Source organism: Streptomyces sp. RKAG337, from assembly GCF_023701715.1.
GTDB lineage: Bacteria > Actinomycetota > Actinomycetes > Streptomycetales > Streptomycetaceae > Actinacidiphila.
Genome location: NZ_JAJOZA010000001.1, coordinates 4,514,285 through 4,527,500 on the forward strand (window position 1 = coordinate 4,514,285; position 13,216 = coordinate 4,527,500).

11 protein-coding genes are annotated in these 13,216 nt (G+C 71.6%); 9 read left to right on the top strand and 2 right to left on the bottom strand.

Annotation, left to right across the window (positions count from 1 at the left end; genetic code table 11):
- The first annotated feature begins 287 nt into the window (after positions 1-287).
- The 6 genes from LNW73_RS20150 (at position 288) to LNW73_RS20175 (ending at position 6,072) form a co-directional block, all read left to right on the top strand.
- Positions 288-707 (top strand): DUF3499 domain-containing protein, encoded by a 420-nt coding sequence (locus tag LNW73_RS20150; protein WP_250976149.1) that lies wholly within the window; start codon positions 288-290, stop codon positions 705-707.
- Positions 708-789: 82 nt separating this feature from the next.
- A complete protein-coding gene (locus LNW73_RS20155; protein WP_250990863.1) occupies positions 790-2,148 on the top strand; it encodes a phosphomannomutase/phosphoglucomutase in 1,359 nt (452 codons plus the stop codon).
- Positions 2,149-2,300: 152 nt separating this feature from the next.
- Positions 2,301-2,480 carry a Trm112 family protein gene (locus LNW73_RS20160; protein WP_250976147.1) on the top strand — a complete coding sequence of 60 codons (180 nt, stop codon included), beginning with the start codon at positions 2,301-2,303 and terminating at the stop codon, positions 2,478-2,480.
- Positions 2,481-2,585: 105 nt separating this feature from the next.
- Positions 2,586-3,722 (top strand): SIS domain-containing protein, encoded by a 1,137-nt coding sequence (locus LNW73_RS20165; protein WP_250992979.1) that lies wholly within the window; start codon positions 2,586-2,588, stop codon positions 3,720-3,722.
- Positions 3,723-3,726: 4 nt separating this feature from the next.
- Positions 3,727-5,016, top strand: coding sequence for a mannose-6-phosphate isomerase, class I (gene manA, locus LNW73_RS20170; protein ID WP_250990864.1), 1,290 nt, complete (start codon positions 3,727-3,729; stop codon positions 5,014-5,016).
- Between the two features lie 84 nt (positions 5,017-5,100).
- Entirely contained in the window at positions 5,101-6,072 is a 972-nt protein-coding gene (locus tag LNW73_RS20175; protein ID WP_250990865.1) for a cation diffusion facilitator family transporter, read from the top strand.
- A gap of 129 nt (positions 6,073-6,201) precedes the next feature.
- Here LNW73_RS20175 and LNW73_RS20180 read toward each other — a convergent pair whose 3' ends face one another.
- The gene (locus LNW73_RS20180) at positions 6,202-8,310 is read right to left on the bottom strand and encodes a fructose-specific PTS transporter subunit EIIC (RefSeq protein ID WP_308407694.1); all 2,109 of its coding nucleotides are present in this window, start codon (positions 8,308-8,310) and stop codon (positions 6,202-6,204) included.
- 415 nt (positions 8,311-8,725) lie between these two features.
- Between LNW73_RS20180 and ahcY the strand changes: the two genes are divergently transcribed.
- Together ahcY and LNW73_RS20190 are read left to right on the top strand one after the other, a co-directional pair.
- Positions 8,726-10,177: an adenosylhomocysteinase gene (ahcY, locus tag LNW73_RS20185; protein WP_250976144.1), complete on the top strand. Its 1,452-nt coding sequence runs from the start codon at positions 8,726-8,728 to the stop codon at positions 10,175-10,177.
- Positions 10,178-10,372: 195 nt separating this feature from the next.
- Positions 10,373-10,987: a hypothetical protein gene (locus LNW73_RS20190; RefSeq protein ID WP_250976143.1), complete on the top strand. Its 615-nt coding sequence runs from the start codon at positions 10,373-10,375 to the stop codon at positions 10,985-10,987.
- Between the two features lie 107 nt (positions 10,988-11,094).
- On the opposite strand, the gene LNW73_RS20195 is transcribed toward LNW73_RS20190, so the two are convergent.
- Positions 11,095-12,015: an RDD family protein gene (locus LNW73_RS20195; protein WP_250990866.1), complete on the bottom strand. Its 921-nt coding sequence runs from the start codon at positions 12,013-12,015 to the stop codon at positions 11,095-11,097.
- A 116-nt stretch (positions 12,016-12,131) separates the two neighbouring features.
- Here LNW73_RS20195 and LNW73_RS20200 point away from each other — a divergent pair, with 116 nt between their 5' ends.
- On the top strand, positions 12,132-13,139 hold the full coding sequence (locus LNW73_RS20200) for a stage II sporulation protein M (RefSeq protein WP_250976141.1): 1,008 nt from the start codon (positions 12,132-12,134) through the stop codon (positions 13,137-13,139).
- Positions 13,140-13,216 lie beyond the last annotated feature (77 nt).

Genomic DNA, 13,216 nt, shown 5'->3' on the forward strand with positions numbered 1-13,216 from the left:
TGAGCCTAGTCCTCCCGGGGCCCCGGTACACCGCGGACGCCGGGTGGCGCGCCATCCGCCGCGGCTGCCGCGGGACGCCCCTTGACACGCCGTCCGGGAGTGTCCACCGTGGCGAGCCGGGGCCGGGCCAGGGGCGCGGCGGAGCGGCATCCGCGCTGTGCCTGGGCCGGGCCAGGGCCCGGATCGCCGCGGGGAAACCGCCCCGCAGGTGCCTCCCCGCAGGTCAGCCCGTGATCACGGTTATCAGGCGTTCCCGGCGAACCGGGACGACACGACAGGGTGAGGTCATGGAGAGTCGTCGCGGCCCGCTCAAGAGTGCGGTAGCGTCCAACGTCGTGAGCCCTGTACGTCGCTGTTCGCGGACCGCTTGCGGCCGACCCGCCGTCGCGACGCTGACGTACGTCTACGCGGACTCGACCGCCGTACTCGGCCCGCTCGCGACCTACGCCGAGCCGCACTGCTACGACCTCTGCCACGAGCACTCCGAGCGCCTCACCGCCCCGCGCGGCTGGGAGGTCGTCCGGCTCGCCGTGGACAGCGGCCCGGTGCTCCCCAGCGGTGACGACCTCGAAGCGCTCGCCAACGCGGTGCGCGAGGCGGCCCGCCCGCCGGAACGCCCCGCGAACGCCTCCCGGGGCCGCGAGGCGGACCCCATGGAGGTCGCCCGCAGGGGTCATCTGAGGGTGCTGCGCTCCCCGGAGCCCTGACCGGACCGATCACCCCGCCGGGGTAGGTTGAGCGGGAGTTTTCCGCGCGCCGCCGTCCGGCGCTGTTCAACAGGGGTGTGCTGTGTCCGACTTGTCGCAGATCGTCAAGGCCTACGACATTCGCGGCGTGGTCCCGGACCAGTGGGACGAGCCGCTCGCCGAGCTCTTCGGCGCCGCCTTCGTCACCGTCACCGCGGCCGACGCGATCGTCGTCGGCCATGACATGCGCCCCTCCTCGCCCGGACTGTCCCGCGCCTTCGCGCGCGGCGCGGCCGCCCTCGGCGCGGCCGTCACCGAGATCGGCCTGTGCTCGACGGACGAGCTGTACTTCGCCAGCGGCCAACTCGACCTGCCCGGCGCGATGTTCACCGCCAGCCACAACCCCGCGCAGTACAACGGCATCAAGATGTGCCACAAGGGCGCCGCCCCCGTGGGCCAGGACACCGGCCTGGCCGACATCCGCGCGCTGGCCGAGCGGTGGAGCGAGCAGGGCGCGCCGGAGCCCGCCGCCACCGCCGGGGTGATCACCCAGCGGGACGTGCTGGCCGACTACGCCGGCTATCTGCGGGGCCTGGTCGACCTCGGTGCGATCCGCCGGCTGAAGGTCGTGGTCGACGCGGGCAACGGGATGGGCGGCCACACCGTCCCCACCGTCTTCGCCGGGCTGCCGCTGGAACTGGTGCCGCTCTACTTCGAGCTGGACGGCACGTTCCCCAACCACGAGGCGAACCCGCTCGACCCGAAGAACCTGGTCGACCTGCAGGCGAAGGTCCTGGAGACCGGTGCCGACCTGGGGCTGGCCTTCGACGGCGACGCCGACCGCTGCTTCGCGGTCGACGAGCGCGGCGAGCCGGTGTCGCCCTCGGCGATCACCGCCCTGGTCGCGGCCCGCGAGCTGGCCAAGCACCCCGGCGGCACGATCATCCACAACCTCATCACGTCCTGGTCCGTGCCCGAGGTCGTCGCGGAGCACGGCGGCAAGGCGGTGCGCACCCGCGTCGGCCACTCCTTCATCAAGCAGGAGATGGCCCGCACCGGCGCGATCTTCGGCGGCGAGCACTCCGCGCACTACTACTTCCGCGAGTTCTGGAACGCCGACACCGGCATGCTCGCCGCCCTGCACGTGCTGGCCGCGCTCGGCGCCCAGGACGGGACGCTCTCCGAACTGGTCGCCGAGTACGACCGCTACGCCGCCTCCGGCGAGATCAACAGCACCGTCGCCGACCAGGCGGGCCGGGTGGCCGCGATCCGCGCCGCGTACGGGAGCCGCCCGGGCGTCACCTTCGACGAACTCGACGGCCTCACGGTCACCACGGCCGACTGGTGGTTCAACGTCCGCGCCTCCAACACCGAGCCGCTGCTCCGCCTCAACGTCGAGGCGCGCGACGCGGCCACCGTCGCCCGCGTCCGCGACGAAGCCCTCGCCGTCATCCGCGCCTGACGCGGCCCCTCGCCGTCATCCGGGCCTGACGCGGCCCCACACGGCACCGCCCCGGCGTTAGGCTGATCACGCGGTATGCCGCTGCCGCGGCACCGGAACGCAGCTGTCGAAGACCACCGTCCGAACCACGCCGTCCGAAAGGACCCGCCACCATGTCGCTCGTCGAAGCCAGCCTCCTGGAGATCCTCGCCTGCCCGGCGTGCCACGCCCCGCTCCGGGAGGACATCGAAGCGAACGAGCTCGTCTGCACCGCGGACAGCTGCGGCCTCGCCTACCCGGTACGCGACGAGATTCCCGTCCTGCTCATCGACGAGGCCCGCCGCCCCGCCTGAAAGGCCTGACGGCCGACACGGCCGGACCGGGCCCCCGGGACGGGGACCCGTGACCTCCCGGGGCAGGACGTGCCCGGGGTGACGGACCAGGACCCGGAGGTCCCGATGCTCGACGAGTCGCTGCTTGACGACCCCGACGCCCTCGCCCGCGCCGACACCCGCGGACTGCTGCTCGGCGCCGCGGCCGCCGGCGCCCGCGTGCGGACCGCCGCGCGGCTCACGCAGGAGGCGGGCGTCCAGGACCTGCGCCCCGACGGGCGGCCGCGCACCGTGCTCGTCGCCGGCTCCGGCCCGGAAGCCGCGGCCGTGGCCGATGTGCTCGGCGCGCTCGGTGCCGGCAGCTGCCCCGTCATACCCCTGCGGTCGGCCGGACCGACCCCGTACGAACCGCGGTGGACGCTCCCCGGCTGGACCGGCCCGCTCGACCTGGTGCTGCTCACCACCGCGAGCGGCAGGGAGGCCGGCCTCGTCGGGCTCGTCGAGCAGGCCTACCGGCGCGGCTGCACCGTCGCCGCCGTGGCGCCCGCCAGATCGCCCCTCGCCGAGGCACTGGAGCAGGCGCGCGGCATGACGATCCCGTTCGCCGGGCCCGCGTCGCCGCTTCCCACCGGACCGTCCGGCGCTCCCGCGGAGGACCCCGGCGCGCTGTGGGCACTGCTCACCCCGCTGTTCACGCTCGCCGACCGCATCGGGCTGTTCACCGCCCCGCCGACCGCGGTGCAGGCCGTGGCCGACCGGCTCGACGAGGTCGCCGCACGCTGCGGGCCGGCCATCGCGACGTACAACAACCCCGCCAAGACGCTGGCCACCGAACTGGCCGACGCCCTGCCGCTGCTGTGGAGCACCGGACCGAACGCCGCCCCGGCCGCCCGCCGCTTCGCCGCCGTCCTCGCCACCAGGACCGGCCGCCCCGCGCTCGCCGCCGAACTGCCCGAGGCGCTCGCGGCCCACGGCGCGCTGCTCGCCGGAACCCTCTCGCCGGGAGCCGACCCCGACGACTTCTTCCGCGACCGCGTCGAGGACCACCAGGCCATGCGGCTGCGCGTCGTCCTGCTGCGGGAGGCCGCCGGGCAGCAGGCCGTGTCCGCGCCCGCCGCCCGTGAGCTGGCCTACGCGCACGACACCCCGCTGAGCGAGATCGCCGCGGCCGACGGCGGCGTCCTGGAAACCACCGCCGAACTGCTCGCCCTGACAGATTTCGCCTCGGTTTACCTCGCCGTCGCCTCCGCCGAGAGATCATGACGCCATGGACCGTCTGACCAACACCGTGCGTCCCTACGCCTGGGGCTCCACCACCGCCATCCCCGAACTGCTCGGCACCGCCCCCACCGGCGAGCCGCAGGCCGAACTGTGGATGGGCGCGCACCCGGGAGCACCCTCCCGGATCGACCGGGGCGCGGGGCCGGTCCCGCTGAACGAGGCGATCGACGCCGATCCGCTCGCGGAGCTCGGCGAGCCGGCCGTGCTGCGCTTCGGCCCCCGGCTGCCGTTCCTGTTCAAGATCCTCGCGGCCGGCGCACCCCTGTCGCTCCAGGTCCACCCCGACCTCGCGCAGGCGCGGGCGGGCTTCGCGGACGAGGAGGCGCGCGGCATCCCCGTCGACGCCCCGCACCGCAACTACAAGGACGCGAACCACAAGCCCGAGGCCATCGTCGCGCTCACCCCCTTCGACGGGCTGTGCGGCTTCCGGCACCCCGCCGAGGCCGCGGAGCTCCTCGAAGCCCTCGGCGTGGACTCGCTCAAGCCGTACGCGGACATCCTGCGCGCCCGGCCCGAGACCGACGCGCTGCGCGAGGTCCTCGCCGCCGTACTCACCGCCGACCGCGACGCGATGGCGGAAACGGTCGACGAGGCCGCCCAGGCCGCCGCCCGGCTCGCCGAACAGGACGGGCGGGACGGTCGGAACACCGCCGACTTCGCCGCCTACGCCACCACGGCCCACAACTTCCCCGGCGACCCCGGCGTCATCGCAGCCATGCTCCTCAACCACGTGACGCTGCAGCCCGGCGAAGCCCTCTACCTCGGCGCCGGCGTCCCGCACGCCTACCTCGACGGCCTCGGCGTCGAGATCATGGCCAACTCCGACAACGTGCTGCGCTGCGGCCTGACCCCCAAGCACGTGGACGTGCCGGAACTGCTCCGCATCGTCCGCTTCGAGGCCACCGACCCGGGCGTCCTGCGCCCCGAGGTCTCCTCGAACGGCGAAGAGGTCTACGCGACGCCCATCGACGAGTTCCGGCTCTCGCGCTACGTACTCGCCCCCGGCGGCGAGGCCCGCACCCCCGACGCCCGCACCCCGCAGATCCTGCTCTGCACCGACGGCGCCGCGCGGCTGCGCTCCCCGCACGGGGAGCTGACCCTGGAGCGCGGCGAGTCCGCCTTCGTCCCGGCGGGCGAACAGGTGGAACTGACGTGCCCGGCCGGCATCGCCGGCAGCATCGGGAACACCGCTGGAGGCGGCACCGGAAGCACCGCCGGAAGCACCACCGGAAGCACGACCGGAGGGACCGTCTTCCGCGCCACAGTGGTGGCCTGACGCGCCGTCCGCGGGGCAGCCTGCAAGAATGACCGGCCAGTGGCCGGGGCCGGACCGAAGGACCGAAGGGACGAACCAACACCTATGAGCGCGTCAGGCGGAACCAAGGCGATCGTCGCCGCATTGAGCGCCAACCTCGCCATCGCCGTGGCGAAGTTCGTGGCATTCGCGTTCAGCGGATCGTCGTCCATGCTCGCCGAAGGCGTGCACTCCCTCGCCGACTCGGGCAACCAGGCGCTGCTCCTCGTCGGGGGAAAGAAGGCCAAGCGCGAGGCGAACGACGAGCACCCGTTCGGCTACGGCCGCGAGCGCTACATCTACGCCTTCCTGGTGTCGATCGTGCTGTTCAGCGTCGGTGGCATGTTCGCGCTCTACGAGGGCTACGAGAAGATCAAGCACCCGCACCCGATCGAGCACTGGTACTGGCCGATCGGCGTCCTGGTCTTCGCGATCATCGCGGAGAGCTTCTCCTTCCGCACCGCCATCGTCGAGTCCAACCAGACCCGCGGCAAGCTCTCCTGGACCGAGTTCATCCGCCGGTCCAAGGCCCCGGAACTGCCCGTCGTCCTGCTGGAGGACTTCGGCGCGCTCGTCGGCCTCGTCCTCGCCCTCTGCGGTGTCGGCATCGCGCTGGCCACCGGTGACGGCGTCTGGGACGGCATCGGCACCCTCTGCATCGGGATCCTGCTCATCGTGATCGCCCTCGTGCTCGCCGCCGAGACCAAGTCACTGCTCCTCGGCGAGGGCGCGGGCGCCGAATCGGTGGCCATGATCCGCGAGGCCATCGTCGACGGGGACACCGTCACCGGCGTCATCCACATGCGCACCCTCCACCTGGGTCCCGAGGAGCTGCTGGTCGCGGCGAAGATCGCCGTCCGGCACGACGACACCGCCGCCGAGGTCGCCCGCGCGATCGACGCCGCCGAGGCCCGGATCCGCGAGGCCGTGCCGATCGCCCGCGTCATCTACCTCGAACCCGACATCTACAGCGAGGCCGCCGCGGCGGCCGGTCCCGACCCGACCCAGACCCCGGGCGGCGACCCGCACCCCCACTGAGGACGCGAAGCACGGAGGAAGGGCCCCGCACCGATCGGTGCGGGGCCCTTCCCTTGCGCTGATGGTGTTGGCGGCTGGCGGTGTTGACGGTGCTGGCGGCCGATGGTGCTGACGGTGCCGCCGTCAGGACTACTCGATCTCGGCCAGCACCTGGAGGATGCCGTCCCGGCCCTCGGCCTTCTGCAGCCGGTCCCGGAAGCCGGTGTCCATCAGCTTGCGCGAGAGCTGCGCTAGGATCCGCAGATGCTCGTCACCGGCCGCCGCCTCCGGCACGGAGATCATGAAGACCAGCTTGGCCTTCGTCCCGTCCAGCGAACCCCAGTCGATGCCGTCGGCCGACCGCGCGAAGCCCACCAGCGGAGACGTCACCGCGTCCGTCTTGGCGTGCGGGATGGCGATCTCCTCGCCGAGGCCGGTCGTGCCCTGCGCCTCCCGCGCCAGCGCCACGGCCACCAGGGCGTCGACATCCGCGACCTTCCCGGTGGTCGCCAGCATCTCCGCCATCTCGCGGATCGCGGACTCCTTGTCGGAGGCGTCGAGCTGTTCCTTGACGGTCTGCCCGGTGAGATAGCCGGAGAGGACCTCGGCGACCTCGGTGACCTCGGCGACCTCGGCTACCTCGGGAGTGGCGGAGGATGCCGCCGTACGGGCGGGCGCTGCCGCGACGCCTGCCGGGGCACCGACGGCGCCGACGCCGGCCAGCACCGGTTCGAGCGCCGGCTGGGGCACCAGGGCCTTCGCCGCGCCGCCCGCCCGCCGCTCCTTGATGTCGATCAGCGCGTTGGTCGTGAACGCCGTGACCACGGTGCCGATCGCGATGGCCAGGAAGAACACCGGCACTCCGCCGACCGCTCCGAGGACCGCCACGATGGGACCGCCGTGCGGCACCGAGTCCTTCACCGAAGCCATGCCCGCGATGGCACCGGCCACCGCGCCACCGAGCATGTTCGCGGGGATGACCTGCGCGGGCCGTGCCGCGGCGAACGGGATCGCACCCTCCGAGATGCCGAAGCAGCCCATGAACAGGGCCGCCATCCCGGTCTCGCGCTCCTGCTCGGAGTAGAGCTTGCGGCGCAGCACGGTCGCCAGTCCCTGGCCCAGCGGCATGACGGGGATCGCGGCCGCGCACATGCCCATGACGGTCAGGTTGCCCGAACCGATCAGGCCGGCGCCGAAGAGGAACGCGGTCTTGTTGACCGGGCCGCCCATGTCGAACGCGATCATCAGGCCGAGGATCGCGCCGAGCAGGATGGCGCTCGATCCGGTCATCCCGCTCAGGAAGTCGGTGAGGTGCTCGAAGACCCACGAGATCGGCTTCCCGATGACGTAGATGAAGAACAGCCCGAGCGAGGTCGTCGCGACGATGGGGATCACGATGATCGGCATGATCGGCTGGACGAACTTCGGGACCTGGACCTTCTTGATCCACAACACCAGATAGCCGGCCAGGAAGCCGGTCACGATGGCACCGATGAAGCCCGCACCGGCCTTGGAGTCGTACAGCGATCCGGTGTTGGCGATCCAGCCGCCGATCATGCCCGGGACGAGCGCGGGCCGGTCACCGATCGCGTAGGCGATGTACCCGGACAGGATCGGGACCATCAACGTGAAGCCGATGACGCCGATGTCGTTGACGTGCTTCCAGAAGGTCCCGTCCGGGATGACCAGGCCGCCCTCGGGGTTGGTGTGCCCGCCCAGCGCCAGCGAGATGGCGATCAGCAGCCCGCCGACCACCACGAACGGAATCATGTACGAGACGCCGTTCATCAGCGCCTTGTAGCCGACGCTGCGCTGCTTGCCCGCGCCGCCGCTGTTCCCGCTTCCGCTGCCGCCGCCGCTTCCGCCGCCGAGCGAGTCGGCGCCGCCGCGGCCGTCCCCGCCGTGCACCGGGGCGCTGCGTACCTGCTCGATCAGCCGCTCCGGGTGGCTGATGCCCTCGGAGACCCCGACGGACAGCACCCTCTTCCCGGCGAAGCGGCTGAGATCGACGTCCTTGTCGGCCGCGATGATGATCCCGTCAGCAGCTCTGACATCGTTGTCAGACAAGACGTTCTCAGCGCCGATGGACCCTTGCGTCTCCACTTTCATGTCGACGCCGAGCGCCTCGGCGGCCTGGGCGAGCTTCTCCGCGGCCATGTACGTGTGAGCGATGCCGGTGGGGCATGCGGTCACCGCGAGCAGCTTCAGCCGCTGTGTCGTGGTCCCCGCTGCATCGCGGGGGTCGGCCGGACTGGTCACGTGATCGTCTCCTTCAGCCATTCGGCCGCAAACGGGCGCGAGTCCGCAAGAGTGTTGCTGCCCTGATCGAATCGTGCAACATTCCGGAACCGCAGCGGACGTGACATTGGTCCCTTATGTACCCTCCGGTCGGCCTGTCCTTCCTGCTCCCTTCTTGCCTCCGCCCACTGGCCGAAACCGGTACGAGGTGGGGAGCGCGGGGCCGTCCGGTGTAGGTTCGTCTGTAGCCAGACGTCGCTGCTGATGGCGGTCGGGCGGCACCGCGGAAGTGGTTGCCGGCCGAGGGAGAGAGGGCCTCCGACGGAATGCGCTGCTGCAAGGGGACGGGTGTGTCCGCTCAAGGGCGCTGTCTCGTCAGCCTGCGGCTGCGTCAATTCCCCGTCCACCTCGACGCATTCAGCGAGGAGCAGCCCGTATGACCACCACCGCAACTGACTTCAAGGTCGCCGACATCTCCCAGGCCGCTTACGGCCGCAAGGAGATCACGCTGGCCGAGCACGAGATGCCCGGCCTGATGTCGATCCGTGCCGAGTACGCCGAGGCGCAGCCGCTGGCCGGCGCCCGCATCACCGGCTCGCTGCACATGACGATCCAGACCGCCGTCCTCATCGAGACGCTGGTCGCGCTCGGCGCGGACGTCCGCTGGGCGTCCTGCAACATCTTCTCCACCCAGGACCACGCCGCCGCCGCCATCGCGGTCGGCCCGAACGGCACCCCCGAGAACCCGCAGGGTGTGCCGGTCTTCGCCTGGAAGGGCGAGTCCCTCGAAGAGTACTGGTGGTGCACGGAGCAGGCGCTGACTTGGCCGAACACCCCCACCGGCGGCCCGAACATGATCCTGGACGACGGCGGCGACGCCACGCTCCTCGTACACAAGGGCGTCGAGTTCGAGAAGGCCGGCGCGGCTCCGGACCCGTCCACCGCGGACAGCGAGGAGTACGGCTACATCCTCCGCGTGCTGAACCGCACCCTCTCCGAGAGCCCCCAGAAGTGGACCCAGCTGTCGTCGGAGATCCGCGGCGTCACCGAGGAGACCACCACCGGTGTCCACCGCCTCTACGAGATGATGCAGGAAGGCTCGCTGCTCTTCCCGGCCATCAACGTCAATGACGCGGTCACCAAGTCGAAGTTCGACAACAAGTACGGCTGCCGCCACTCCCTGATCGACGGCATCAACCGCGCCACCGACGTCCTCATCGGCGGCAAGGTCGCCGTCGTCCTGGGTTACGGCGACGTCGGCAAGGGCTGTGCGGAGTCGCTGCGCGGCCAGGGCGCCCGAGTCGTCATCACCGAGATCGACCCGATCTGCGCACTGCAGGCGGCGATGGACGGCTACCAGGTCGCCACCCTCGACGACGTCGTCGAGAGCGCCGACATCTTCATCACCACGACCGGCAACAAGGACATCATCATGGCCGCCGACATGGCCAAGATGAAGCACCAGGCCATCGTGGGCAACATCGGCCACTTCGACAACGAGATCGACATGGCCGGCCTGGCCAAGATCCCGGGCATCGTCAAGGACGAGGTCAAGCCCCAGGTCCACACCTGGAAGTTCACCGACGGCAAGGTCCTGATCGTCCTCTCCGAGGGCCGTCTGCTGAACCTCGGCAACGCGACCGGTCACCCCTCGTTCGTCATGTCCAACTCCTTCGCGGACCAGACCCTGGCCCAGATCGAGCTGTTCACCAAGCAGAGCGAGTACCCCACCGGCGTCTACGTGCTCCCGAAGCACCTGGACGAGAAGGTCGCCCGTCTGCACCTGGACGCCCTCGGCGTCCGGCTGACGACGCTGCGCCCGGAGCAGGCCGCCTACATCGGCGTCCCGGTCGAGGGCCCGTACAAGGCGGACCACTACCGCTACTGATCCACCCGGTCCGGGATCGCCGCGGCTGACCGCGGCGATCCACAGCGGTTGATCCAGCGGTCGATCCACAGCGGTGGAGACCCACAGCGGTCGATCCACTGCGGTAGAGATCGACTGCGGTTGATCCACTGAGCGTCACGAGCGTCGCCCCCGCCGTTTTCCGCGGCGGGGGCTTCGCCGTTTAAGGTCCCCACCATGCCCCGAGGCCGTTACTCGTTCTACGACACGCATGACCACACCCCCCTGGGTGCCGAACACTTCCACTGCGCCACCGGCCCCTCCGGCTGGCGCTACGTCTCCCAGCTCACCGCCCCCTCGGGTGACCACTCCGGCTCCGTCGACCTCACCATCGACGACCTCGGCCGCCCCATCCGCCTCGAACTGAACGCGTCCAGCTGGCAGGTCCGCGGCGCGGCCATCGACGGCGTCACGTGGGTCCGTACCGACCCCGCCGGGGAGCAGGCGCAGGAGGGCAACGTCCCCGCCCATGCCTTCACCGGGGCCTCGCCCGCGTTTCTGATCGCCACCGCACGCCTGCTGCGCCTCGAACCGGGCACCCCCGCCACCCGCGTACGCCTCGTCGCCTTCGCACCCCCCGTGCTCGCGCCCCGCACCCTGGACCAGTCCTGGGCTCTGCTGAACAGGACAACACACGACACCGACAGCGGCCCGCTGCCTGTGGACGAGTACCAGGTGACCGAGCTCGACACCGGCGAGCAGCGGCAGATCCACATCGCGGGCGACGTCGTGCTCTCCGCCCCGGGCATCGAACTCGAAGAGCTCGAATCACCCCCGTCGGCGTTCGCCTGACACCGTCCGTCCCCAGGGATGCGGGGCCCGGCGCGGCCCGGTCCGGCCCGGTCCCGTTCGGCTCGGCCCGGTCCGGTTCGGTCCGGTTCGGTTCGGTTCGGTCCGGCTTATGCCGGGGGAGCGAACCCGGTGCGCGGCGGCTCCGGCGCGGCGGGCTTCGACAGCACCGCCGGCGCAGGCTGGACGGGTTGAACAGCCTGAACCGGCTGGGGAGGTGGCATGACCGGCGACGTCATCACGGGTGGCTGCGCGCCCCCGAAGGGACCGGCCGGAGGCCCGCCCGCGCCGAACATCCGCCGGGCGTCCCGCGACTGCCGTTCCGCCACCACCGCGGCGAGGAACGCCGCCGGCGGGGTCCCCTGGGGCACCCGCGCCCCCGTGCACGCGGCGACATCCGCCGCCAGCCGCTCCGCCATCGACCAGCCGACCTGCGGATCCAGCTGCCACATCCGTGAGAGGTACTGCCGTACGGCGAGCCACAGCCCTTCCGGCACACCTGAGAGGTCCACCCCGGCGAGCTGCGCCGCCAGCCACGGCGGGGCGGGCGGCATCAGCTGCGAGTGCTGCACCGGGACGCGTTCGCGGACGACCAGGGTCCCGCCGAAGACGTCCCCCAGCCGGCGCCCGCGCACCGACACCAGGGACGCGATGCACGCGATGACGCCCAGCGACAGCTGGATCTCGACGACACCGACGGCCCCGCGCACCAGCGCGTGCCGGAAGCGGATCGGACCGCCGTCGTCCCGCACCACCCGCAGCCCGCAGGCCAGCTTGCCCAGCGACCGCCCACGGGTGAGGGTCTCGACGGCTATGGGTATGCCGACCAGGATGAGCAGCAGCGCGCCGATCGACACCGCCGCGACCGCGGCGTCGTCGAGCGACGAGGTCGCCGCGGCGAGCAGGAACATCAGCCCGATGAAGCCCGTCCAGTAGACGACGAGGTCGATCGTCGTCGCGAGCGCGCGGCTCGGCAGCTTGGCCGGGTCCATCCCCAGCGCCACTGCCTCGCCCGTCACCAGTCCACTCACGCGCGAACCCCTCCCACCGCCGTCCGAACCCTTGCCCGAACAGTCTGCCCGGTCTGCCAAGCTGGGGCCTCCCACCGTCCGGCCCCCTTCCGCCAGGAGCACAGGAGCAGCAGCCCATGGACCTCGACGTCTTCGCCGCCGCCCACCGGCACGAGTGGGACCGGCTCGAAGAGCTGCTGGGACGCCGTCGCCGGCTCACCGGTGACGAGGCCGATGAACTCGTCGGCCTCTACCAGCGCACGGCGACCCATCTGTCCCTCGTCCAGTCCAGCGCCCCGGACCCGGCGCTCATCGGCCGGCTGACCACCCTGGTGGCCCGTGCGCGCAGCGCGGTCGCGGGCGCCCGTACGGCGAGCTGGCGCGATGTCGCCCGCTTCTTCACCAGCGCCTTCCCGGCAGCCGTCTACCGGTCACGGCACTGGTGGGTGCCGACGGCGTTGCTGTCGACAGCGGTCGCGGCGGCCGTCGGCTGGTGGATCGCCTCCCATCCGGAGGTGCAGTCGGCCATCGGCGCCCCGGAAGCCCTGCGCTCAATGACCCGGCCCGGCGGTCAGTACGAGACGTACTACTCCAGCCATCCCGCGGCGTCCTTCGCCGCCCAGGTCTGGACGAACAATGCCCAGGCCGCGGCGATGTGCCTGGTCTTCGGGGTGTTCCTCGGGCTGCCGGTCCTCTGGGTGCTGTGGCAGAACGTGCTCAACCTCGGCATCGGCATCGGCCTCATGGGTTCGGCGGGCCGCCTCGACACCTTCCTGGGCCTGATCCTCCCGCACGGCCTCCTGGAGCTCACCGCCGTGTTCATCGCCGCCGGCACCGGGCTGCGGCTGGGGTGGACGGTGATCGACCCGGGTCCGCGCTCCCGTAGAACGGCGTTGGCCGAAGAGGGACGTGCTGCCATCGGCATGGCCATCGGTCTGGCCGTCGTCCTCTTCGTCTCCGGCGCGATCGAAGGCTTCGTCACCCCGTCCGGCCTTCCGACCTGGGCCCGCATCACCATCGGCATCGTCGCTGAACTGCTGTTCCTGGCCTACATCTACGGCGTCGGCCGGCGCGCGGCCCTCGGCGGCGAGACCGGCGACCTGGAGGCCGCGGACCGCAGCGCCACCCTCCCGACGGCCGCCTGAGCACCCCGGCCACCCGGATGTGCACTCGGCGTCCCTGACCTGTTAGTCTCCTCTTCGCCCCAGAAACCCGTTGACAC